The organism is Bacillus sp. Marseille-Q3570 (genome assembly GCF_946151055.1).
Taxonomy (GTDB): Bacteria; Bacillota; Bacilli; order Bacillales; family Fictibacillaceae; genus Pseudalkalibacillus.
Genome location: NZ_CAMGYZ010000007.1, coordinates 1 through 23,544 on the forward strand (window position 1 = coordinate 1; position 23,544 = coordinate 23,544).

Here is a 23,544-nt window from a genome sequence, read left to right on the forward strand (position 1 = left end):
CCTGTCCCTTAAAGAGCTGTTAAGGGACAGAGATACGCATTTTGCCCTTGCCCCTGTCCCTTAAAGAGCTGTTAAGGGACAGAGATTTGCATTTTGCCCTTGCCCCTGTCCCTTAAGGAGCTGTTAAGGGACAGGGTTATGCTTATTCCTCTTGCTCTTGTCCCTTAATGAACTGACTTCGGCCAGAGTGGAGCTTGAATCCTTTGATCGTGTCCGAAGAAGGTCCACCTTCGGACGGAGTGCAGCTGAAATCTCTCCACTGTGTCCGAAGTTGGTCCAACTCCCTCATTCTTTTTTTAAAAATTAATTTTCTGAGCTCTATAAAGACTAAGAATCCCCCTTTAAAACTACGGAAGGACAAGGATGACAAACGCTAACGATCTGGATAAAAAACATAAATTCGATATTGACACGTTTTTTGTAGCATGCTAAGATTCAAATAATTTAAAAATTAAATTGATTATCAACTCTTATCAAGAGAGGCAGAGGGACTGGCCCGATGAAGCCCGGCAACCATCAAACTTCGGTTTGAAAGGTGCTAATTCCTGCGAAGCGTTTGTGCGCTTCGGAAGATGAGAGAGACAAATGTATTTATAATTTGGCCTCTCTGTCTTTATCAGAGAGGCTTTTTAATTTGCAAAGAAATGTTCAAATCCAAGTAAAGGAGGCACCTTGCAGTGGGGAACCCTAATTTTTATAAAACTGGCGCGGTTCAAATCCCGAATTTCACACTGGAATCCGGTAAAAAGCTTGATGAGATCGAGCTCGCCTATGAAATATGCGGGCTTCGTAATGCCCCCGTCATCCTGGTCTGTCATGCGTTGACCGGTAATCAATACACTGTCGGTACAAAAGATGATCCAGGCTGGTGGGATGGCTTGGTCGGTGATGGAAGTTATATCGATACGAGACGTTATCAGGTCATCACATTCAACGTGCTCGGCGGTTGTGACGGATCAACCGGACCGGCGTCCACGAATCCTGATGACGGTGAAATTTATCGAGGAAAATTCCCTGGTTTGACAGTTCGCGATCTGGTTGAAGTGCAGTTCGTAGCATTGAATATACTAGGAATCAATCATTTGAGAGCGGTTATTGGCGGTTCGCTCGGTGGGATGCAGGTGCTTGAATGGGGAATCATGTATCCAGATTTCCTCGACAGCATCTTTCCGATTGCGGTCACACCAAAGTTCAGTGATTACGCCATTGCATTCAATCATATTTCGAGCGTAGCGATCCAGCAAGATCCAGCCTGGGATGAAGGACAGCTTCCGAAACATGGGTTGAGTCTGGCGAGGATGATTGGGATGATCACATACCGATCCGACGTACTTTTTGAAGAGCGTTTCGATCGGAATCATATCATAAAAGATGGCCTGTCCACCTATGACATTGAATCATACTTATCCTATCAGGGAGAGAAGTTGACCGAGCGTTTTGATGCGCATAGTTATCTCCGACTTCTTGAAGTGATGAACAGTCATGATCTGGGTCGTGAGCGAGGCGGTCTCGAAAATGCATTGCATCATCTTCATGTTCCAGTGTTTGCGATCAGTTTTACACGGGATTTGCTCTATCCGCCTGAAAAAATGCAGGAGTTCGTTACAAGGATCCAACAGTTAGGTGGTGCTGCTGAGTTTTATGAAGTGGATTCGAAATTCGGTCATGATGGATTCCTGGTCGAGTTCGAGAAATGGGGGCACATCATAGAGGACCGATTGGCTGAACTAGCCGTTGAGGATACAAGATTAGAAGCATAAGTGATTTTAAAAATAATTATGAGGAGTGATTGAGATGAGTGAAAAGAAAAAGTATCGTTTTGAAACAGTCGGGGTACATGGAGGTCTTGAAGCGGATCCGGTAACAGGAGCGAGAGCACTGCCGATCTACCAGTCGAACGCCTACAAATTCCAGGATACCGACCATGCTGCAAATCTTTTCGGACTGCAAGAAGAAGGCTATATCTATTCACGGATCGGGAATCCAACGGTCAATGTAGTGGAGGAGCGGGTTGCAGAGCTTGAAGGAGGACCTGCGGCATTAGCTTTCGCAAGCGGTATGGCAGCGATTTCGGCTGCGATATTCAATGTTGCGGAGTCCGGTGATGAAATCGTATCGGCATCCACGTTATACGGAGGAACGTACAATCTGTTTTCGACGACACTGCCGAAACATGGGATTACAACGCATTTCGTCGATCCAAAAGAACCAGAGAATTTCCGTCGTGCCATCACTCCGAATACGAAAGCGATTTTTGCTGAAACGCTTGGAAATCCAGGGCTGCATGTCCTCGATATCGAAGCGGTCGCGAAAGTCGCGCATGAAGCTGGCATTCCGCTTATCGTCGACAACACACTAGCAACACCTTACTTGTTAAGACCGATTGAACATGGTGCAGATATCGTTGTCCATTCAGCAACAAAATGGCTTGGCGGAAACGGAACAACAATGGGAGGAATCATTGTCGATGCTGGGAAATTCGATTGGAATTCTCCGAAGTTCCCTGGATTTACAGAACCTGACCATAGTTATAACGGAATCGTGTATGCCGAAGCGCTACCGGAACTTGCCTTCATCATAAAAGCACGCGTCCAACTGTTACGGGATACTGGGGCAGCGTTAAGTCCTTTCAACGCTTTCCAACTGGCACTTGGCCTGGAAACGTTGCATGTGCGAGTGAAAGAACATGTTGCGAATACTCGGAAAGTCGTTGCGTATCTCGAGGAGCATCCGGGAGTCGATTGGGTGCTTTATCCAGAGCAGGAAAATCATCCGTCCAAGCAGCTTGCCAATAAATACTTACCGAAGGGCGCTGGCTCGGTGGTCGTTTTCGGAATCAAAGGTGGTCGGGATGCAGGTGCAGCGGTGATCAACAATGTCGAGTTATGGTCACACCTTGCGAACGTCGGGGATGCGAAAAGCTTGATCATACATCCGGCAAGTACGACGCACCAACAGCTGCGACCGGAAGAACTTCCATCCACTGGCGTTACAGAAGACCTCATCCGTTTGTCTGTCGGCATCGAAAACGTCGACGATCTGATCGAAGACCTTGAACAAGCGATTGAAGCAGCAACAGGATTAACATCCAAGGTTCAACAAGTGAACAGCTGAACTTTTTGAAAAAATATCTGCCAAAACAATCACACTGATATAGGAGGGGAAAGAGTGGGGAGCATTAAAGTTGGGCTGCTTGGATTTGGAACAGTCGGCAGCGGGGTTTATGAAATCATCGAAAACTATCAGGAACGTTTGGAGTCACTTCTTGGCAAGAAGGTGGAATTGGCAGGGATTCTAGTCAATGATATTACGAAGGAAAGAGGAATTGCTCCAGAGATTCTCGTAACAACTGATTTTGACGAAATCCTCGCTATTCCCAATCTAGATGTCGTAATCGAGGCGATTGTCGGGATCGAGCCTGGTTATACCTACCTATCGAGAGCGATTGACAAAGGCTGCCATATCATTACTGCGAACAAGGAACTGTTTGCACATAAGGGGCGCGAACTAAAGCAAAAAGCGCAAGAGAAGAATGTGGAAATCTCATATGAAGCCTCTGTTGCCGGCGGCGTTCCTGTCATCGGGACACTCCATCAATTGCTGCAGGTAAATTCCGTGGTGAAAATCGAAGCGATTCTGAACGGCACGTCCAATTACATTTTGAGTGAAATACGCAATAAACGGTCGGCCTTTTTGGACGCGCTGCAGTCAGCACAGAACAAGGGTTACGCCGAGGCTGATCCATCAAATGATGTGGATGGATACGACGCTTTCTATAAAATCGTCATCCTTACTGAATTATTGTTCGGACAGCGGCCAGAATGGAAATGGATTGAACGGAAAGGGATAAGAAAGGTTTCCCTGAACCATATCCGGTTAGCCGAATCGTTCGGTTTCCGGTTGAAGCATGTCGCTTCGCTGGTTTATAAAGATGGTGCTTTGAAAATTGATGTGGAACCGAAAATCGTTTCAGAAGACCATCCGCTTTTTTCGGTGGAAGGTGTAGATAACGCTGTTGTCATTACGGGGGATCTCGTCGGGCAGTTGAAGCTGCAGGGACCAGGTGCAGGAAAGCTGCCGACTGCAAGTGCGATCATCGAGGATCTTGTGAACGTGTTCAATTCCGTCCATCATGCACCGGTTGCAAAAGTAGTGAAGCTCCTGCATGATGTGGATGAGCAAGAACAGACATGGTTCGTGATCGGCAATTCCACTGAACAATTCGAAGGGATTACACTTGTGGAGGAAACAATCAAAGATCAGAATGATTTGGTTACCGGAAAACTCATCCAGGCGACAGGGCGTGAAATCAAAAAACTGAAAGCAAAGGACAATGACCTGACAGTCTACCCGTTCTCAGGCACACCAACACAACCAGTAAAAAAAGCTATCGCAACAGCATGACGAAAGAACAGCTCTTCATTCTCGGATGAACGAGCTGTCTTTTTTATTTACCTAGCGTTAGTGCATAAGGAGAGCGGTAAATAAAAGGGAAAATCGACCTATCATTCAAGATTGACTTTATTGGTGAATGTCTTTATCATGGAACTATCAAAAAATGGAAGGGTGAAAAAGTACATGATTTCATAATCCTATTGACAGGAAAAACTTCGTCACCGATACGAAATGATTCTGAATAGGATTAATCTGTACTTTTTTCATGCAAATATATTCAATAAGGAAGTGAACTTCGAACTTAGCTTTCTTGTTGTTGTATATTCGTTTGACCTCCTATTCAGATTGAATAGGAGGTTTTTATAATGATTGAGGTTTATTACTTGCAGTCCGGATTGAAATAATGGATTATGGATAAGTGTTTAATTATGGTAAAACGTTTCGGGGGATAATATGGAAACAAAAATCAATACGAGAATCATTCTTGTCACCTTCATGATTGGTGCTTTTTTCGCTGTTCTTAACGAGACGCTTCTTAATATCGCCTTGACCGAGCTGATGCATGTATTCAACATCAAAGCCCCTACTGTCCAGTGGATGGCGACGGGATTCATGCTCGTAATGGGTGTGTTGATGCCGATTTCCGCATTGCTGATCCAATGGTTCACGACAAGGCAGATGTTCATTGGGGTCATGTCGATCTTTTTAGCGGGGACGGTGATAGCTGCTTGTGCAATGAATTTTCCTATGCTGTTGACGGGACGGATGGTCCAGGCGGTCGGAACGGGCTTGTTGATTCCTGTCATCATGAATGCCTTGCTGTTGCTGTACCCGCCTGAGGTACGCGGGCGGATCATGGGGATATTCGGCCTCGTCATCATGTTCGCACCAGCCATTGGACCGACTCTTTCTGGCGTTATCGTCGATTTCTTAGGTTGGCGTTGGCTGTTCATCACTGTCATCCCTTTCGCAGTATTTTCAATTCTGTTTGCAATGAAATACTTAGAAAACGTTGGGGAAGTCACACGCCCTAAGGCGGATGTGCTGTCGATCATCCTTTCCACGATCGGGATCGGCGGAATCGTCTATGGGTTCAGCAGTGCAGGGGAAAGTGGAGAAGGTTTTTCATCTGTCAAAATCCTTTTAATCATAGGGATCAGTTTAGCAAGCATCGTTTTATTCGTTTGGCGGCAATTGAAAATCGATGAGCCGTTGCTGGATGTCAGGGTTTTTGCTTATAAAAATTACGCGCGTGGTGTCACAATCTTTGTGGTTGTCATCATGGCGATGTTCGCCTCTGAAATCGTCATGCCGATGTACCTTCAGGGACCTCTCGGATATTCGGCTAAAATTGCGGGATTATTGCTGTTGCCTGGTGCCTTGTTGAATGGTTTGATGTCCCCTGTAATGGGGACGTTGTTCGATAAATTCGGGCCAAGAAAGCTGATCATTCCGGCTTCGCTCGTTTTGGTTGGCGTGATGATTTTCTTCAGCAACATCAATCCGTCCATTCCAATCTGGTGGTTCATCGTTGCATATATCGTCTTGATGCTGTCAATCTCAGCAATCCTGATGCCGGCCCAAACGAATGGACTGAATGAATTGCCGAAACATCTGTATCCACATGGCACGGCGATTGCGAATACGTTGCAGCCGATAGGCGGTGCGCTTGGTGTATCGGTTTTCGTCAGTATCATGAGCCAGGGACAAACGAGTTATCTTGAAAGACAAACAGGTCGAATCACACAAGAAGTACTGGATAAAGCGATGACAGCAGGTGTACATCACGCCTATTGGTTCGCACTTGCGTTGTGTATCGGAACATTTGTGGTTGCACTCTTCATCAGAAAAGCCATTGCACCAGATTTTACAACAACAGAAGTGAATCGGTAATGATTAGACCACCTTCACAAAGTGAGGTGGTCTTTCCTCTTAAAGGAGTGAACAGAATATCCAGAAAAGCGAACAGATTAATCGATTTCCCAAGTGTTCTACGCAATATTAGTAATCCTTTCTTAAGAATTCCTTTACGTTCTAAACAATAGCTGATAGATTTTTGGACAAAAATCCTCTGATAGAATTTTTTTCAAAAAAATACCGGAGCTGAAACCCTGATTCTGCCTTGAATCTGGTAAAAAAATACCCACAACACCCTCCATCCATCAATCTTTTAAACTTCCTCAACATGTACTTAACAACTTCACTCTATCATTTGATTTGTAAGACATAGAATAAGGAGTGGATAAGGTTGTCAACAAAAATGGATCGAAAAAAATTCCTCACATATCTAGGTACTGGTTCGGTGGCGTTAGCTGCAGCCAGCACTGGACTAGATGGAATCGCAGATAAAGTCAATGCACGGCAAGGCAATTTCCACAAACCGAATAAAAAGATACCGAAGATGGGTCCTTTGAAGTTCAAACCGATCGAACCGACAAGTAAGGACGACCTCGTTTTACCAAAAGGATTCTCTTATAACGTCGTCGCGGCTTATGGTGACAGGATCAACTCAAAAGGTGACACTTTCGGGTTCAACAATGATTTCACATTATTTTTCCCGATTGAAGCTGAAGACGAGCGCGGACTGTTATGGGTAAACCATGAATACGTCGATGACAAGTTCGTGTTCGGTAAAGAAATAGAAGATGGCTACTCGAAAGCACAAATTGAAAAAGCACTCTACAACCAGGGTGGATCAATCATTGAAGTCGTCAAAGGTAATGACGGATGGAAAATGGATACTGCTTCACAATATGCCCGCCGTGTTACTGGTTTGACACCAATTGCCCTCACCGGTCCTGCAAAAGGATCAACAGCGGTTGGAGGAGCTTCGAAAGTACAAGGGACATTTGCGAATTGTTCCGGCGGAAAAACACTTTGGGGCACGTTGCTTACTTGTGAAGAGAACTACGAGGATACTGCGGAAGCAGCAAACCTCGATGACACACATTACGGCTGGGTCGTTGAAGTGGATCCTTTCGATGATAAATTCCAGGTCCGCAAACACACGGCACTTGGTCGTTTCAACCACGAAAATGCAAGCATGGGACTCGCGAATGATGGTCGTGTCGTCGTTTACATGGGTGATGACAAGAAGGATGCTTGCGTGTACAAATTCATCAGTGAAGGAAAATACGATCCGAAGGCTGGTAAAAAGAACGCGAAACTTTTAGAAAAAGGAACGCTGTATGTTGCTGATTTCAGTAAAGGCGCGTGGGTTCCGCTCACGATTGAAGAAGTCAAAAAAGCGGCAGGAAATGACAAATCAGCATTGGACAAGTTCCATACCCAGGCTGATGTAGTCGTCAATTGCCATGATGCTGCGCTTCTAGTTGGTGGTACACCGACGGATCGTCCTGAAGATGTGGAAATCAGTCCGTTTGACGGGACGATCTTCATCGCTCATACAAACAATGATAACCACGGAAACATGCACGGACACATTACAAGATTTTTTGAGAAGAATGAAGATCACTGTTCGCTTGAATTCCAATTCTCGATTTTTGCTGCAGGTGGAATCCAGAGCGGGTTCAGTGCACCTGATAATCTGACATTTGATGAAGATGGAAACCTTTGGACAGTCACTGATATTTCAAGCAGCAAGCTGAACAGTACGATTTGGGAGCCTTTCGGGAACAACGGCATGTTCGCAATCCCGACACAAGGGCAAGATGAAGGTGTTGCGTACCAGTTCGCTTCAGCCCCGGTTGAAGCGGAGTTGACAGGACCATCATTTACTCCTGATGAGAAAACATTGTTCCTATCTATTCAGCACCCAGGTGAAGAAACCGAAGACCTTACAAAACCGACAAGCAAGTGGCCGCATCGAGCTGGGGATTCTATGCCTCGTCCTGGTGTTGTCGCAATCACAGGCTTTTAATAGAAAGGAGAATGCATCATGCCATTCAATATAGGAATTCCAGGATTGATCCTGATCTTGATCATTGCACTCGTCATATTCGGACCAGCTAAATTGCCAGAAATCGGACGCGCATTCGGAAACACTTTGAAAGAATTCAAAAACGCGACGAAAGACCTCGTCTCTTCAGATGACTCCAGCGCAAAAGAAAAGAAAAATTAACTCTAATCTGTGAGAAAAGAGGGCATCCTCTTTTCTTCTTTTACACTTGAAGAAAGTATGAAAGTACTTTCTTCAGTATAAGTACACAAGATGGTGGCTTCGGAAGCAATACAAAGCACGAAGGAAAAGCAATTGCTTTTTCGAGGAACTTATGGCTCAGCCTAAGGCTTGGCCAAGCTCGAGTTTTCTTTATAAGGTACAGGTAGAAAGGAGCTGAGAAGATGGCTCAAGAATTGGAACTTGTCGATCATCTTGGCGAGTTGAGGAAACGGATCCTCATTGTCGGAGCAAGTTTCCTGGCATTTTTCATAATTGGATTCATTTTCGTTGAACAAATCTATCAATGGCTTGTACGAGATTTGAATACGGAGCTTGCCCTGCTCGGTCCGACTGATATTCTATGGATCTATTTTAAGATTGCCGGCGTGGTGGCGATCAGCCTCACGATCCCGATGGCCGCTTATCATACGTGGCGATTCGTTGTTCCAGCTTTAGAGGCAACCCAGCAGAAGGCGACGCTGATGTTGATTCCTGCATTATTCCTATTGTTCATCGTCGGGATCGGATTCGGTTATGCGATCGTATTTCCAACGGTGCTCAATTTCCTGCAAGGACTATCGGATGATGGATTCCAGATGTTCTATACGACAGAAAAATATTTCAATTTCCTTTTCCAAATGACGGTGCCATTCGGGTTCCTGTTTGAAATGCCAGTGGTCGTCCTTTTCCTGACAGCATTGGGGATCTTGAATCCTGCACGTCTGAAAAAATCAAGAAAGATCTGTTATTTCGTCTTTACGGTTCTAGCGGTTGTATTGACACCGCCAGACTTTTTATCTGATATCTTAGTACTCGTCTGTCTTGTCGTTTTATTCGAAATCAGTATCACGATCTCTGCTTTCGTCTATCGGAAAAAAATAAAGCGTGAACAAGAATGGAACGCGGAATACTAAAGGAATATGTACAATTTCACCCAATACGCAGGTGGTTTCACTACGAAATCACTTGCGTTTTTTTGTGCGGGGAAACTTTCTGCAATAAAGGGCAACAAAGGCTCAGCCAACGCTAAGACTTGGTTTTGCCAAGTTTTCTTCTAGCATTTAATCCGGACAACTTATATAAAATTCCTTTACGGGAATATTCCCTTAGTGGTATATTAAATATGTAGAAAAATATTTAAAAAAGGTAGGTGTTGTATGGAAAGTGAAAACTAGAAGAAAATTCGACAGCTTTGTTTTTTATTTTTTGAGTTTACAAGAATGTGAAAACTAAAATTACTGGAGGAAACACAATGTCAACTCAAGTCAAAATCACTCATACTTTCAATGCTCCACGTGAACTTGTGTTCAAGGCATTCACCGAATCAGAACATTTACAGAATTGGTGGGGGCCAAAAGGATGGACGTTTAATGTTTATAAATCGGATTTCCGTGCGGGGGGTGTGTTCCATTACAGCCAGAAAACTGCTGACGGTGATGAAATGTGGGTCAAATTTGTATACCGTGAAATTATTGTACCAGAGAAAATCGTCTATACCAGTTTCTTTTCTGATGAGGAAGGTAACATTGTACGTGCGCCCTTTAACGCAGATTGGCCTTTGGAAACCTTGAATAGCATGACTTTCATCGAGGACGAAGGGAAAACAACGGTTACAGCGATTGTGACTCCTTTATCAGCAACCGAAGGGGAACTTAAAACCTTTGAAGAATCTCAAGATATGGTTCATGAAGGATTTTCAGGTACTTTTAATCAATTAGAAAATTATCTGTCAGAGGAATCAGAAGCAAACCTGTGGTAAGCAATGGTGGACCACCGGGCGCAATTCAAGATTCGGATTGCGTCCATTTTTCTTATTTACGATTAAGTAGTTTTGTAACTAATTAAACATAGTTTCGTCTATCTATAGAGACAAAAAAACGAAATTCACTTAAAAGGATGGGGACGTTTCATGATTTCCAAACAAAATATTCAAAATACATATTCACCACCAAAACATATCGTTTCAGCAGCAACGATCGTGATCAATGAAAAAGGGGATATTTTATTGATCAAGGGTCCTAGAAGAGGCTGGGAAATGCCTGGTGGACAAGTTGAAGAAGGAGAGTCTCTAAAAAAGGCTGCAATCAGGGAAACTAAAGAAGAAACAGGTATTGATATTGAAGAATTAGAATTTTGTGGCGTGTTTCAAAATGTCAACCGTTCAATTTGTAACACATTGTTCTTAGCTAGACCAGTGGGTGGTAAACTGACTACGTCTCCAGAAAGTTTGGAAGTTGGTTTCTTTCCCATTGAGGAAGCTTTGGAAATGGTGACCTGGGGAAACTTCAAACAAAGAATCGAGTACAGTTTGAATAAAAACAAACACCCATTTTATGTAGAATTTTAAATCTGTTTTCCAGATGTGGCGTTGATCTAAAAGGATCACGCCTTTATTTTTGGCAGGATTATGGAGATGTCTAACGTTTAATTATTTGGCTGAGCAGGTATAAAAACTAAACAGGCTTCTATTAATAAGTCTCTTTCGAAATGATTCGAAGTCAAGTGCTAGGAGGATGAATGAAATGAACGGTTTAATAAAGGGTAAAATAGGTCTGGGAACTGCTCCTTTAGGAAATATGTTCAAGGAGGTTCCGGAAGAAGAAGCGTTGGAAACCATCAGTACGGCATGGGACGAGGGTGTGCGATATTTTGATACTGCCCCGTTTTATGGTGCTGGTTTAGCTGAGAGTCGGCTTGGTGAAGTCTTATCAAAGCATGATCGGGATGACTATTTATTAAGTACCAAGGTAGGTCGGGTGATATCAGATAAAATGGAAGATAAAGAAGGACTTTTCGAATTTGGTCGGAAAAATAAAATCATTGAGGATTATAGTGAAGATGGGACCCTGCGATCCATCGAACAAAGCCTTGAACGTTTGAAAACAGATCGTTTAGACTTCGTTTATGTTCATGACATTTCTCCGGACTTTCATGGAGATGATTGGGTTACAAAGTTCGATACAGCTAGAAAAGGAGCTTTTCGTACGCTGACTCGCCTCCGTGAAGAAGGTGTAATCAAATCCTGGGGATTAGGCGTCAATCGAACCGAACCGATTGAAATGGCCATTGAACTGGAAGAAACGATTCCAGACCTTTGCTTACAGGCTACTCGTTACACGATCATGGACCATGAACATGCGTTACGAAAATTAATGCCGTCAGCTTCGGAGAAAAATATCGGCATCGTCGTTGGAGCACCGTACAGTTCCGGTGTGCTCGTAGGAGGAAATCATTATGAATATCAAGAAGCGCCAGATGAAGTTGTTTCGAAGACACAGAAAATACAAGAATTGGCTTCCAAATATCAAGTAAGTGTAAAGAGCGTCGCGCTGCAATTTTCAATGGCACATCCTGCCGTAGCGGCGGTCATTCCAGGAACTACTCGTTCCGCACATGTCAAAGAGGATATTGCAGCATTGCAGGAAGTTATCCCATCTGAATTGTGGCAGGAACTCCGAAACCAAAACCTGGTCTCACCTTCTGCACCCCTGCCGATCGATTAATAGAATCGTGCAAACGTTACGACCGCTGTAAAGGGCGGTCGTATTTTTAAAAAACGTCATCCTATCATTTGATAAAGCAAAAAAGAGCAGAGCATAGAAAAATCTAAAGGACGCTAGAAAAATGATGTTGAAAGATTGGTAATCGTTTTCAGCAAACGGACAGGGTAGTGGAAGATATCCAATGCTCTAAGTGCGAGATGAAGATAAAAACCAGGTAACCACGCCCATATTAAGTATGGTAGGTGCATGTAGAGCACAGTATTCAGCTTAATTTACAAGGTGACCATATGCGATCTCTACTTCTGAGCAAGTTCCAAAGGCAAAAACGCATATTCACCGTCTTTAATAATTTCACGTTTTCGGATTGGAATGGGATGTTTGAAAATCGGTCCATCTATCACCATGGTATGGAACTCTCCACCTTCTCCGCAAGGGTCAATATTTCGAGCTTCAAGCTCCTTTATGTATTCATGGGTTAAAGCTCGCCCTAAATCGTCTTCCCGCATTCCAAGTGATAAATTAACAGTTACGATGATGCTTACAAATCCTAGATTCAGAAACTCATCGACAGCTTCACGATGATCCATTTCCCATAAAGGCATACCAAGTTTTAAACCTGCATTCTTCGAAACTTTTTCATGCCAACAGCCGTGAGCAGGCATGTCCAGGTCTCCAGTCACTAGTACTTCTGCTCCTTGAATTTTTGCTTTTTCTAAAAGATTCATAAATGATTCTTCATAATCTTTCCAACTTGCAGCTGCAGTATATAAAGGTAGACCTATAGATTTTGCCTGGGCATGTATAAGCTCGGGAGGCGTTCCGTGGGATCTTGAACGGTTCCCTTCTTCTTCAAGCATGACCATAAGCCCAATCGCTTCTCCAACCAGCATTGCTTCATATAGAGCTAAGACACTATCCTTTCCACCGCTGAAAGAAGTTATGAATCTATGACCGCGAGCACCATTTTTCCAATCCATGCATTCTGCCATATATATCTTTCTCCCTTACGTTTTTCACAGTATTTCGGTATTCTATCCCGTCAAGACATAAATGGAACAAGCCCCTTCGGTTTTTCTAAAAATAGCTTTGTCAAATAATACTGTTGATATTTTCTAAGTAAAAGAGCTTAGTATTTCAAGCCCTTTGGTTACAAAGTATAAAATACTTTCTTCAATAAAGTGCAGCTAAAGATCAGCCTGCGCTAAAGGCTTGGAATTTGCCAAGCTTTCTTTATAGTTCCACTTTAGAAAATGGCAGGAAGAGTTTCACGCCTTTCTTATTGACGGGAAGGAATTTCATATCCCCGATCATATGACTCGCATAGCCTGCAAGACTCGCAATGAAGATCCCTTCGATTCCGATAGAAGCTTCAAATTGCCGAGCAATGACACCGAAAAACACGATTCCGAGTATCGAATGCGTATAACTCCTATGGGGCACAAATGAGGCAACAATGATATAGATACCGAGCAGGAATAACCAGTTTTCTTGCAGCATGAAGCCTCCAATCAATACGCCGAAACCGGAAACCGTCAGCATATGCCTCCTCGTCATGAATGTAGAAAGAGCTATGATTCCAGCACCAGTTCCCATGCCATACCACTTCTCAGTCCCGGTTCCTTCTACAAAGCTGTATACGATCAATAAAATGCCGATGATCTGCGCAAGTGTTTGGATGAATTTGTGCGTATTCGTGATTTTGTTACTTAACGTTCCATCCACATCAATGTCTGGAAGCAGCCCCGTAATTCCTCCGCAGGCTATCAGAATCCCTGTCGTCATCGGATCAGTCTCCAATGCATTGGATGTGACTAACCCTGCAACCCCGCCAACAAGTAGATGCGATGTTCCTTTCATGATGATTCACCTGTCTCTCTATTTTATTGTGAATGTGGCAGTATTCATCATTGTATAGAAAAAGCGTTCATGAAGAAATGCCAACAGGTGTTTTTGTGTCCTTGTACTCATGAAGCATTAGGACATCCGTCACGTGTCGTGTCTACAGGAAAGAGGTGAAAATCCGGAAATCCAGGATGATAGATCAAGCCGAAAGTACATGGCGCTATAAATCTGAAAATTGGTGCTTGTCCACCAGATTCTTTATAATAAAACCTAGAAAGTACAATTATTTTTGGGAGGTATACAGATGTATACATACTTGATGATTGTTGTCATTTTGGTAGGTGTCATTTCGTTAATTGGAACGATCATTGTCGGGAAGAGAGTAAACAAAGTTAGTAAAGATTACGAGATGGAAGATGACCGGACCTCTGCTCAATTGAAACGTTCTCATGAATATGAATCACAATCTTTGAAAGTGAACTTGAAAGTGTTGACAGTCATTTATGTTGTAACGTTCCTTCTCAGCATCATTGCTTTGATTGCTTATATCTTCTTAAGATAACAAGGTGTGTTCTCAAGTAAGCACATTCATGAAATCGACACAATAGTAGTGATAGAATGGAAGGTTATGCACTCATCCTTATCATTACATCAGAGGTCCTATTCGTTATTTTCATAACGGCAAAATTGAAAACTACATCCATTCATATCATTATTGATTACTGCATTCGTTATTGGGCTTTTCGCAGGTCCCCCATTCCCTGATGTGGCAGAAGATGCTGGCCAAACGGCTGACGACTGCAGCCCTCCTCCAGGGGGTTGTCTCCCTTACAGGCATATTCATTTATGGTTGGGCTTTGTTTGAAGAACTATGAAAATATCATTCATAGAGAGTGGAACGAGTAAGGATGAACCCTACCCGTTCCGCTCTCTTTTTCTATTTTCTACTACTCTTTTTCTTTTAAAAATAGTATATTCGCCGTTACAAATCTACCTCCATTTTAATACTATGTAACATCTGATAGAGAAGGGAGGAATGTTTGTGAGCGAAAAGGACAACCTTATCGAAGTAATGTCTTATCATGGTGATAAATGCGACTGCAAAAAGAAGGACGATAAAAAGAAAAAACGCAAGAAACATCATAAGAGCAGTGGCAAGCATAGCAGCGGTAAACGTAAACACAGCAGTGGCAAGCGAAGCAGCGGCAAGTGCAGCTGCGGAAAGCGTAGCAGCGGCAAACATGACGATCGCAAGAAAAAGCGTAGCTTCGAGTACAATCCAAGCTTTGTTGTAGATTCTAAGAAAAAGTGCGACAAAAAGCGCAGCAGCGGTAAATTTGAATGCAAATGTGAGTGCAGAAAGAAACACAGCAGCGGCAAACACGATGACTGTAGAAAGAAGCACAGCAGCTGCGGCTGTAAACGCGTTTGGGACCTATTCTAATCTCCTATCTCTAAACAACGAGTGTGACGCTCCACACTCGTTTTATTTATACTTAGCCAAGTTTTCTTTATATACAAAAACTTCAAATAAACTATTGTGAAAATGTGGAAGTTGATGTAATGTAAATAGAAATCTCTTTGGAAGGTGTGATGGAATTGGGGCAAATTCATGGAAAAAGGAATGGAAGGACCCGTCTTTACTTTTAGCTGGAATTGGTATTTCCAACCTAGGGGATTGGATCTATCTGATCGCTCTGAACTTAATGATACTGAATATGTATGAGTCGGCAGTGGCTGTAGCGGGTCTATATCTTTTGATACCAGCAGCCGCGATTTTGACTAGTTTTTGGTCAGGGAGTTTCATAGACCGGTTCGACAAACGACGGATCATGATCGGACTTGATGTGATACGAGCTGTATTCGTCGCTATCATTCCATTGTTCACCTCGCTTGGACTTATATATTTGTTTGTATTTTTAATCAATATGGCAAGTTCATTTTTTCATCCAACCGCCACGACGTATATTACCAAACTCGTACCTGAAAAACGGAGGAAAAGGTTCAACTCCTTACATAATTTGATGTCATCAGGCGCGTTTGTGATCGGTCCAGCAATTGCCGGGGCTTTAGTTTTTGTAGGATCACCCGACCTTGCAATCTATATGAATGCACTTTCTTTTTTACTTTCAGCTCTGGTCCTATCACTGTTGCCTGGTATGGATGATGATGTAAATGGAGTTGATCGGCTCTCAGTAAGAATGATTAAAGAAGATTGGAAGGCAGTGATAGCGTTTAGTAGAAAAGCGGTGTATGTCATGGCAGTCTATGCTCTTTTTGAGATTGTCATGGTATTCACTGCTGCATTGGATTCCACTGAAGTAGTGTTCACAAGAAGGGTACTTGGACTGTCTGAGAGTTCTTATGGGATATTAGTGAGTGTTGCTGGAGTTGGTTTTATTGCGGGTTCGATATGTGTCACACTCTTTGTTTCTATCCTTCCATTACGATATCTTATTGGAACGGGTACGTTGATGACCGCCACAGGTTATGTTATATACGCTTTATCGAATTCATTTTTGGGGGGCTCCATCGGAGTGTTTGTGCTATCATTTGCCTTGGCAGGCGCCAATACTGGATTTATCACCTTTTATCAAAACAATCTACCTATTGAAATCATGGGACGTATCGTAAGTACAGTCAGTGTTTTTCAATCCATTTTTCAAATTGTACTCATTGTTGCCATCGGATCGATCGTCGAAATTATTTCGGTCCAGTTTGCCGTAGTCACAGGATCATTCCTTATGCTATTCATGGCAATAGTGTTGATATCGTTGACCGCTATGCCGGCGAAGTCAAAATATTTCAGGGATTCCAATATCGCAACGCAAGGTCATTAAAGGGGGAAAAAGATTGTCAAAGAAAACGAAGAATCTTGAACAGTTGTTTGATTATCTTGAAAACGAAAGGTTGATCAGCGGGGCCATTTTAGCATCAGAAAAAGGGAAACCTATTTTTGTCAGAACTCTTGGAAAAGAAGATGTGGATATAGATGAGGATATTCAAGAGAATACCATGTTCGAAATCGCTTCACTGTCAAAAGCTTTTACAGGAATGGCGATCATGATATTGCAACAACAAGGAAAGTTGAATTCACAAGATCCGTTATTTACTTATATCCCAGAGTTTCCTTATAAGGAAGAAAAGATCACCATACATCATCTACTTACGCATACTTCGGGTCTTCCTGATTATATGGAGATATTTGAAGAACATTGGGACCGGGATCTGATAGCATGCAACAAGGATATCATCGATTATTTCATTGAAAATCAGCCCAATTTAATTGCGCAACCGGATGAAAAATTCGAGTACAGTAATACAGGATACATCTTATTGGCTGAAATCATTGAAAGGTTGAGCGGGCAAGCATACGGGGATTTTGTCAAAACTCATATTTTTGATCCTCTAGGAATGTCAAGGACCAGAGCTTATGCTCAACGCTTGGAAGAACCAATCGATAGCTATGCAAAGGGTTATATTTATTTTAAAGATGAAGACAGATTCGAACTGCCGGATGGAATCGATGAGCACGCATATGTCTACTTCTTGGATGGAGCGAAGGGTGACGGACAAATCAGTTCTACGGTCAAAGACCTGTTTAAATGGACTGAGTCATTAACAACTTCCAAAATTGTAAGCAAGGAAACGCTAGACCAAATATTCACGCCTACACAATTGAAGGATGGTCGTCAATCGCATTATACACATGGCTTTCATCACGGAATGAAAGCTGGTTATGGTTACGGATGGAAACTTGAAGATGATGAGGAGCTTGGTAAAATCATCACTCATGATGGGTATGGTGCAGGTTACAGCAGTGGCATCGTCATCTATCCTGATCATGACATCACACTGATCTATATGAGTAATCTGGATTATAGTGAAGGTCCACTGAATAAAATCCACCATGAGGTGATGCTTGAGATGGAAAACATCATGTTCGATCGTCCTTTCAAATTTCCTGAAATTAAAGCTGTAAAATTCTAAGGGGGCATATCATCATGGGGAAGCAATTTTCAGAGATTCAGAATGAACACATGGAGTTTATCCAGAAGCAGCATCTCTTTTTTGTCGGTACGGCACCACTATCTAAGGGAGGGCATGTCAATTTATCGCCAAAGGGGTATGATACTTTGCGTGTTCTTTCGGCGACAGAGGTCGCGTATTTGGACTTGACTGGAAGCGGAAATGAAACGAGCGGCCATATTGAGGAGAATGGTCGGATCACTTTCATGTTTTGTGCGTTTGAAGGACCGCCTCGAATCCTGCGCCTCTACGGAACCGGCAACGTCATCCTGCCAGATTCAGAAAACTGGGATACATACGTGAAGCATTTCGACCTTCTTCCAGGTACTCGGCAGATCATCACAGCAAACATCCATAAAATCACAACCTCTTGTGGATATAGTATTCCGTTCATGGATTTTGCAGGAGAACGGGAGACCCTGAACATCTCCAATACGAAAAAAGGGCCAAAACTCGAAAACTACAGACGTGAAAAGAACGCAAAGACGATTGATGGACTGGAAACAACGCTAGGGAAGAAGTTGACTGGGGAATAATCGAGTCCTACATCCAAAGTTGTAGAAAAGTTGATACCGTAACATGATTCGGAAATGACGGGAAAACCATACAATTGAGGTAACAAATAGAGAGAGAAGGTCATACTATGAGATTCAGAGATTTTCACAAGAACATCAAAATCCGGATCATCGAGACGTTCATGAGTCGTTTTGTCGGAAGCATGATTTTTCCATTCATGTCGATTTATCTAGCGGTCCATTTCGGTGCAAAAATGGCTGGATTGTTATTGTTGGTCAATGTTTTCATTGGGATTGGAATAAACTTCATAGGCGGGTATTTCGCTGATCAGTTCGGTCGGAAGAAGATCATGCTGTTTGCGGAAACGCTGCGGTTGCTTGCCTTTTTCGTCATGATGCTCTGTAACTCCCCATGGTTCTTTTCACCTGGAGTCACGTTCATGATGATGACAGTGAACAGCATTTGCTGGGGGCTTGCTGGACCCGCGAACTCTGCAATGCTTATTGATGTAAGTACACCCGAGCAGCGTAGGTTGATGTATTCGATCACCTACTGGGCGAATAATCTATCGATCGCAATCGGTGGGATCTTGGGGGCATTTCTTTTCAAGGATTATTTGTTCCAGTTATTTCTGGCTTTGACTGTCGTAACAGGAGTGGTGGTTTACCTTGTCGCCTTTGTTATCGATGAAAGCTATGCGCCTGTCAGCACAATTTTGAAACCGCAAGAACATGTCCTGCAATTATTTTCGAATTATAAAAAAGTGCTGCACGACAAGTTGTTTGTTCTTTATGTAATCGCTGGGGTACTGATTTTATCAATGGAGTTCCAGTTGACGAACTATGTCGGTATCCGTTTGAGTGCGGAAATGCCGGTTCAACAGTTCTTGTTTTGGGAGATTGACGGAGTTCAGATGATGGGGTTTTTACGTAGTGAAAATACGATTCTTGTTGCGTTGATGGCATTGTTTGCCACGAAACTGATCGCCCCGTTCAAAGACAGATCCGTGCTCGTGGGAAGCTGCTTCATTTTCACGGTCGGGTATGGTGTAATCGCCTATTCGAATAGTATCGTCCTGCTATTGATCATGATGGCGATCCTGACAATCGGAGAAGTTTGCCGGGTCCCAGTGGAGCAGTCATACATGGCTTCAATTCCACCTGATGATGCAAGAAGTTCGTATATGGCTTTTAACGGGTTGCAATACAACCTGGCAATGCTGATCGTTTCCATTACTGTCACGCTCGGCGCAATCCTTCCGTCAGGTATCATGGCAATCCTGATTACAACTGTCGGACTGAGCGGCACACTGATTTACTACATGATCACACCTGGGCTGGATGCTCGTAAACAACAGGTTGAAATGAAGCAAGCGGGTTAAATGATAGTAGGGGGTATTTTATGAAAAAGTGGATTGCTGGATTGGTAGTTTTACTCGTTGTGTCCAGCGGGTATTTTGCTTACGGTAAAATGACGAATGATACATATGAAGGGATGTCGATCATTCCTGAAAATCGTGATGATTTACCGTTATACAAAGGATTGCAACCGTATCGAAATTCTTACATCTTAAAAGATGATCATTGGGAAGATATCTATAAATTTTATTTGGAAAAACTACCTGCAAACGGCTGGGTGCTGGAACATGATAGTTCCTCGCTTGATGATTCTGATGGAGAAAATGACTGGAGCGGATTTCGTTCGACCTGGATCAAGGATGGATTTGATGGCGTCCTTAACTTGTCGGCTTCTTATAATAAACATAATGACGAAACTGAAGTGAACTTTGACAAGACGATGCACTATACCTCTACTGAATGGATTGGAGTAAACCCTGAATCGATTTGTATCTATGAAAAGGTAGACGATCAGGAATGCCGTGAAATAGAAGATCAGGAAAACATCGAAGAAATTGTTCATCTTATCAATTCCAGCTTGGATTGGAACGATGCAATCGAAACGAGGGAGAAGAAAATCCTCCTGGAGATCGGTGGTTTAAAAGTGGAGGTTCATTATGAATCTGATAATGAAGTGTATCTGCGCTCACATAAAGGGACTAAAATAATGAAACCAGAAGCTGAATTTTTTGAGCACACGAAGTTATCTGTTGAGTGATTTAGCTGTTGAATGGTTTGGGTCTGCCTAAACTATAGAGGCTATTGATTGATTCTCGTGTAATTGCATTTATTTGGACAGGGAGGCGATTTTTTTACCAGAATCTATCCGAAACGCACTAATACGGGACAAGAGAGCGATGTTTTCTCCAGTCTCTGTCCCTAAACGCACTTATATGGGACAGAGAAGCGTTGATTTTACCAGTCATTGTCCCGAAATGCACTATTACGGGACAGTTTCCCGCTGATTTCATCTCTTCCTGTCCGAAGAGGGTGTAACATCGGACAGTTTCCCGCTGATTTCATCTCTTCCTGTCCGAAGAGGGTGCAACATCGGACAGATTGTCGCTGATTTCATCTCCTCCTGTCCGAAGAGGGTGCAACATCGGACAGTTTCCCTTGATCCCCCGATCCCTGTCCGAGCATACCCCGACTGAGACTATGTTCGAGTACTTAATCTCCAAGTTTATCAGATTGCCAGCATGACCTTCATCTTTTTCTAATAAACTTATAAAAGAGGGCAGAACGCTGATGGAGGTTGGTCATGGCAATTCACTCAGTTGTTTACGGGGATACATTGTGGCGGATATCAAGTATGTATGGGGTGCCGATCCCTACGATTAAACAGGTGAACGGACTAGTGTCGGATGCGCTCGTTCCCGGTTTGAACCTTTACCTCCCAGATCTGAATCCGCCAGAGAGGTTTTATCAAATAAGGGCGGGGGACACATATTGGAGGCTAGCCCTGCAATTTCAAACAACCATCCAGGCTATCATCTCAGCAAATCCCGGAATCGATCCAAATGCCCTTCGAATAGGTGAAAGAATCCGCATTCCAACAATATTGAAATACCCGATGCAATCTCTTGTTTTCATAGATGCTTCGGATCAATCCCCTTATCAGGACTACTTAAGAGAAATTTCCGGAAGTATCACCTACCTAGCGATTTTCACTTACACGTTCAACCGCGAAGGAGCTCTCATCCAGCCGAATGATGAAACGATCCTCCAGACGAGTAAACAGTTGAATATCAAACCATTGCTGGTCATCAGTAATTACGAAAGAGGTACTTTTAGTCCTGAATTGGCGGATGAGGTCTTACAAAATACTACAACCCGAAGTGTCCTTATCAGAAATCTAGTCACAGCAGTGAACACCAAAGGTTTTGCTGGAGTCAGCATCGATTTTGAATTCGTTCCTCCAACGAGAAGAAATGAGTTCACAGCCTTTTTACGGGAATTGAAAGCAGCACTTGGTATACGGATCCTGCAGGTCAATGCTCATGCAAAGAGCAGTGATCTGCCGACGAACAGATTGGTCGGATTTCTCGATTACAGAGCAATTGGTGAAATAGTCGATATTGTTACGGTCATGACATATGATTATGGGTACTCGATCGGCCCACCGGATCCGATTGCACCGACATGGTGGGTCGAACAGGTATTGATGTACGCGACAGGTCAAATTAACCGGCGAAAAGTAATGATGGCGATGGCGCTTTATGGATACGATTGGACTTTGCCTCATCAGGAGGGGAGTGTGGCTGGATCACTTACGGCCAACAATGCACAAAACCTGGCTATCGCTAATTGGTCACCGATCCAGTATGACCTTCAATCTGAATCACCAGGGTATAGGTATTGGAAAAATAATGTTGAACATGCCGTGTGGTTCGAGGACATCCGAAGTTTTGTCGCAAAGTATAAACAAATGGAAGTCTATAATCTGCTCGGCGCTACCTATTGGCGACTGCGCTATCGATTTCCCCAGAACTGGGCGTATCTCGCAAAAAATATTGAAGTCATTAAATGATTTTCACGATCACACACAAGAAAAAGAGCCTCCTTCTCAAGGGGCTCTTTCCAATTTAAAAAACACATTCGTGTTTTTTCAAAATACTTCCTTCAGTATTAACAAGCTGGTGACTTCGGAATCAATACACCGCACGAAGGAAAAGCAATTGCTTTTTCGAGGAACTACGGCTCAATATGTAACCATGGCTTGGCTTTGCCTGGTTTCCTTTATAGGATTCAGTTAACGGGCATTTTGACATAGTCGATTTCAAAGCCGAGGTCTTCGAGCATTTCATGATCCTTCGTGCTTTCCTGGCCGGCTGTTGTCAAGTAGTCTCCGACGAATATGGAATTCGCTGCATAAAGACCAAGTGGCTGTAGACTTCGTAAGTTCACTTCACGACCACCGGAAATGCGGATTTCTTTTGTAGGATTGATGAAGCGGAACAGCGCCAGCACTTTCAAGCAATACCTCGGTTCCAGCTCATGCGTTCCTTCCAATGGTGTTCCATCAATTGCATGCAGGAAGTTGACTGGGATTGAATCTGCATCCAGCACTTTCAAGCTGCGTGCGACATCGACGACTTCCTTTTTCGTTTCCTTCATGCCGACGATGACACCGGAACATGGAGAAATACCTGCTTCTTTTGCAATATTGACAGTCGAGACACGATCATCGTATGTATGGGAGGTCGTGATGTTATCGTGATTCGTCTCGGCGGTATTCAAGTTATGATTGTAACGATCGACGCCAGCAGCCTTTAATCGTGCGGCTTGTTCAGGCTTGAGAATCCCCAAACATGCACAAATTTTCAGATCGTAATTTCCTTTGATTTCTTCGACGGCAGACACGACGGTATCGACATCGCGATTCGTCGGACCACGTCCGCTGGCTACAATACAATAGGTACCGACGTTCATTTTATGGGCCTGTTCTGCTCCATCCAGGAGGGTCTGTTTTTCGACCATGGGATAAGAATCGATCGGAGCCTCCGAAACGATTGACTGCGCACAATAGCCGCAGTTTTCTGGGCACAGACCTGATTTTGCATTCATGATCATATTGAGCTTCACTTTATTTCCGTAGTAGGTTTTCCGGATTTGATAGGCTGCATGGAGTAAAAGCAACAGTTCTTCATCTGGAGTATCCAAAATCGACAATGCTTCCTCATCTGTAATTTCTCCGCCAGCAATGACACGTTCTGCTAGATCGTTCCACTTTGTTGTCATA

21 protein-coding genes and 1 riboswitch are annotated in these 23,544 nt (G+C 43.3%); of the genes, 17 read left to right on the forward strand and 4 right to left on the reverse strand.

Annotated features, from left to right (window positions below; all coding sequences use genetic code 11):
- Positions 1-467 precede the first annotated feature (467 nt).
- Positions 468-579, forward strand: a riboswitch (SAM riboswitch).
- 98 nt (positions 580-677) lie between these two features.
- From N8M93_RS12060 to N8M93_RS12105, 10 genes are all read left to right on the forward strand, one after another.
- On the forward strand, positions 678-1,760 hold the full coding sequence (locus tag N8M93_RS12060; protein ID WP_261132168.1) for a homoserine O-acetyltransferase: 1,083 nt from the start codon (positions 678-680) through the stop codon (positions 1,758-1,760).
- 34 nt (positions 1,761-1,794) lie between these two features.
- Positions 1,795-3,114, forward strand: a complete 1,320-nt coding sequence (locus N8M93_RS12065; protein WP_261132170.1) for an O-acetylhomoserine aminocarboxypropyltransferase/cysteine synthase family protein — start codon at positions 1,795-1,797, stop codon at positions 3,112-3,114.
- 54 nt (positions 3,115-3,168) lie between these two features.
- On the forward strand, positions 3,169-4,404 hold the full coding sequence (locus N8M93_RS12070) for a homoserine dehydrogenase (RefSeq protein WP_261132172.1): 1,236 nt from the start codon (positions 3,169-3,171) through the stop codon (positions 4,402-4,404).
- A 444-nt stretch (positions 4,405-4,848) separates the two neighbouring features.
- The gene (locus N8M93_RS12075) at positions 4,849-6,288 is read left to right on the forward strand and encodes an MDR family MFS transporter (RefSeq protein ID WP_261132174.1); all 1,440 of its coding nucleotides are present in this window, start codon (positions 4,849-4,851) and stop codon (positions 6,286-6,288) included.
- 367 nt (positions 6,289-6,655) lie between these two features.
- A complete protein-coding gene (locus N8M93_RS12080; protein ID WP_261132683.1) occupies positions 6,656-8,275 on the forward strand; it encodes a PhoX family phosphatase in 1,620 nt (539 codons plus the stop codon).
- Positions 8,276-8,293: 18 nt separating this feature from the next.
- The gene (gene tatA / locus N8M93_RS12085; protein WP_221563447.1) at positions 8,294-8,476 is read left to right on the forward strand and encodes a twin-arginine translocase TatA/TatE family subunit; all 183 of its coding nucleotides are present in this window, start codon (positions 8,294-8,296) and stop codon (positions 8,474-8,476) included.
- 221 nt (positions 8,477-8,697) lie between these two features.
- Positions 8,698-9,429 carry a twin-arginine translocase subunit TatC gene (tatC, locus tag N8M93_RS12090; RefSeq protein WP_261132177.1) on the forward strand — a complete coding sequence of 244 codons (732 nt, stop codon included), beginning with the start codon at positions 8,698-8,700 and terminating at the stop codon, positions 9,427-9,429.
- Positions 9,430-9,767: 338 nt separating this feature from the next.
- Entirely contained in the window at positions 9,768-10,274 is a 507-nt protein-coding gene (locus N8M93_RS12095; RefSeq protein ID WP_261132179.1) for an SRPBCC domain-containing protein, read from the forward strand.
- Positions 10,275-10,424: 150 nt separating this feature from the next.
- Positions 10,425-10,862 (forward strand): NUDIX hydrolase, encoded by a 438-nt coding sequence (locus N8M93_RS12100; protein ID WP_261132181.1) that lies wholly within the window; start codon positions 10,425-10,427, stop codon positions 10,860-10,862.
- Between the two features lie 175 nt (positions 10,863-11,037).
- Positions 11,038-12,018, forward strand: coding sequence for an aldo/keto reductase (locus N8M93_RS12105; protein ID WP_261132183.1), 981 nt, complete (start codon positions 11,038-11,040; stop codon positions 12,016-12,018).
- A gap of 296 nt (positions 12,019-12,314) precedes the next feature.
- On the opposite strand, the gene N8M93_RS12110 is transcribed toward N8M93_RS12105, so the two are convergent.
- Both N8M93_RS12110 and N8M93_RS12115 read right to left on the reverse strand, forming a co-directional pair.
- On the reverse strand, positions 12,315-13,007 hold the full coding sequence (locus N8M93_RS12110) for a diphthine--ammonia ligase (protein ID WP_261132186.1): 693 nt from the start codon (positions 13,005-13,007) through the stop codon (positions 12,315-12,317).
- Between the two features lie 241 nt (positions 13,008-13,248).
- A complete protein-coding gene (locus tag N8M93_RS12115) occupies positions 13,249-13,875 on the reverse strand; it encodes a metal-dependent hydrolase (protein ID WP_261132189.1) in 627 nt (208 codons plus the stop codon).
- Positions 13,876-14,164: 289 nt separating this feature from the next.
- On the opposite strand from N8M93_RS12115, the gene N8M93_RS12120 reads away from it, so the two are divergent.
- Positions 14,165-14,422 carry a hypothetical protein gene (locus N8M93_RS12120; RefSeq protein ID WP_261132192.1) on the forward strand — a complete coding sequence of 86 codons (258 nt, stop codon included), beginning with the start codon at positions 14,165-14,167 and terminating at the stop codon, positions 14,420-14,422.
- A 420-nt stretch (positions 14,423-14,842) separates the two neighbouring features.
- On the opposite strand, the gene N8M93_RS12125 is transcribed toward N8M93_RS12120, so the two are convergent.
- Positions 14,843-15,265: a hypothetical protein gene (locus N8M93_RS12125; RefSeq protein ID WP_261132194.1), complete on the reverse strand. Its 423-nt coding sequence runs from the start codon at positions 15,263-15,265 to the stop codon at positions 14,843-14,845.
- A gap of 193 nt (positions 15,266-15,458) precedes the next feature.
- Between N8M93_RS12125 and N8M93_RS12130 the strand changes: the two genes are divergently transcribed.
- From N8M93_RS12130 to N8M93_RS12155, 6 genes are all read left to right on the forward strand, one after another.
- A complete protein-coding gene (locus N8M93_RS12130) occupies positions 15,459-16,700 on the forward strand; it encodes an MFS transporter (protein WP_261132685.1) in 1,242 nt (413 codons plus the stop codon).
- Positions 16,701-16,713: 13 nt separating this feature from the next.
- Positions 16,714-17,850, forward strand: coding sequence for a serine hydrolase (locus tag N8M93_RS12135; protein ID WP_261132196.1), 1,137 nt, complete (start codon positions 16,714-16,716; stop codon positions 17,848-17,850).
- Positions 17,851-17,864: 14 nt separating this feature from the next.
- Positions 17,865-18,425, forward strand: a complete 561-nt coding sequence (locus N8M93_RS12140; protein ID WP_261132198.1) for a pyridoxamine 5'-phosphate oxidase family protein — start codon at positions 17,865-17,867, stop codon at positions 18,423-18,425.
- A 107-nt stretch (positions 18,426-18,532) separates the two neighbouring features.
- Complete coding sequence (locus tag N8M93_RS12145) at positions 18,533-19,786, forward strand: MFS transporter (RefSeq protein WP_261132200.1); 1,254 nt, start codon at positions 18,533-18,535, stop codon at positions 19,784-19,786.
- 20 nt (positions 19,787-19,806) lie between these two features.
- A complete protein-coding gene (locus tag N8M93_RS12150; RefSeq protein ID WP_261132202.1) occupies positions 19,807-20,520 on the forward strand; it encodes a hypothetical protein in 714 nt (237 codons plus the stop codon).
- 543 nt (positions 20,521-21,063) lie between these two features.
- Positions 21,064-22,332 (forward strand): glycosyl hydrolase family 18 protein, encoded by a 1,269-nt coding sequence (locus tag N8M93_RS12155; RefSeq protein WP_261132204.1) that lies wholly within the window; start codon positions 21,064-21,066, stop codon positions 22,330-22,332.
- A 218-nt stretch (positions 22,333-22,550) separates the two neighbouring features.
- On the opposite strand, the gene bioB is transcribed toward N8M93_RS12155, so the two are convergent.
- A complete protein-coding gene (gene bioB, locus N8M93_RS12160; protein ID WP_261132206.1) occupies positions 22,551-23,543 on the reverse strand; it encodes a biotin synthase BioB in 993 nt (330 codons plus the stop codon).
- Position 23,544 lies beyond the last annotated feature (1 nt).

Coding starts and splice junctions, on each gene's coding strand:
- N8M93_RS12145 (WP_261132200.1), top strand. CDS start 18,533: ATGAGATTCAGAGATTTTCACAAGAACATCAAAATCCGGATCATCGAG.
- N8M93_RS12110 (WP_261132186.1), bottom strand. CDS start 13,007: ATGGCAGAATGCATGGATTGGAAAAATGGTGCTCGCGGTCATAGATTC.
- N8M93_RS12095 (WP_261132179.1), top strand. CDS start 9,768: ATGTCAACTCAAGTCAAAATCACTCATACTTTCAATGCTCCACGTGAA.
- N8M93_RS12150 (WP_261132202.1), top strand. CDS start 19,807: ATGAAAAAGTGGATTGCTGGATTGGTAGTTTTACTCGTTGTGTCCAGC.
- N8M93_RS12105 (WP_261132183.1), top strand. CDS start 11,038: ATGAACGGTTTAATAAAGGGTAAAATAGGTCTGGGAACTGCTCCTTTA.
- N8M93_RS12120 (WP_261132192.1), top strand. CDS start 14,165: ATGTATACATACTTGATGATTGTTGTCATTTTGGTAGGTGTCATTTCG.
- N8M93_RS12100 (WP_261132181.1), top strand. CDS start 10,425: ATGATTTCCAAACAAAATATTCAAAATACATATTCACCACCAAAACAT.
- N8M93_RS12140 (WP_261132198.1), top strand. CDS start 17,865: ATGGGGAAGCAATTTTCAGAGATTCAGAATGAACACATGGAGTTTATC.
- N8M93_RS12065 (WP_261132170.1), top strand. CDS start 1,795: ATGAGTGAAAAGAAAAAGTATCGTTTTGAAACAGTCGGGGTACATGGA.
- bioB (WP_261132206.1), bottom strand. CDS start 23,543: ATGACAACAAAGTGGAACGATCTAGCAGAACGTGTCATTGCTGGCGGA.
- N8M93_RS12075 (WP_261132174.1), top strand. CDS start 4,849: ATGGAAACAAAAATCAATACGAGAATCATTCTTGTCACCTTCATGATT.
- tatC (WP_261132177.1), top strand. CDS start 8,698: ATGGCTCAAGAATTGGAACTTGTCGATCATCTTGGCGAGTTGAGGAAA.
- N8M93_RS12155 (WP_261132204.1), top strand. CDS start 21,064: ATGGCAATTCACTCAGTTGTTTACGGGGATACATTGTGGCGGATATCA.
- N8M93_RS12115 (WP_261132189.1), bottom strand. CDS start 13,875: ATGAAAGGAACATCGCATCTACTTGTTGGCGGGGTTGCAGGGTTAGTC.
- N8M93_RS12080 (WP_261132683.1), top strand. CDS start 6,656: ATGGATCGAAAAAAATTCCTCACATATCTAGGTACTGGTTCGGTGGCG.
- tatA (WP_221563447.1), top strand. CDS start 8,294: ATGCCATTCAATATAGGAATTCCAGGATTGATCCTGATCTTGATCATT.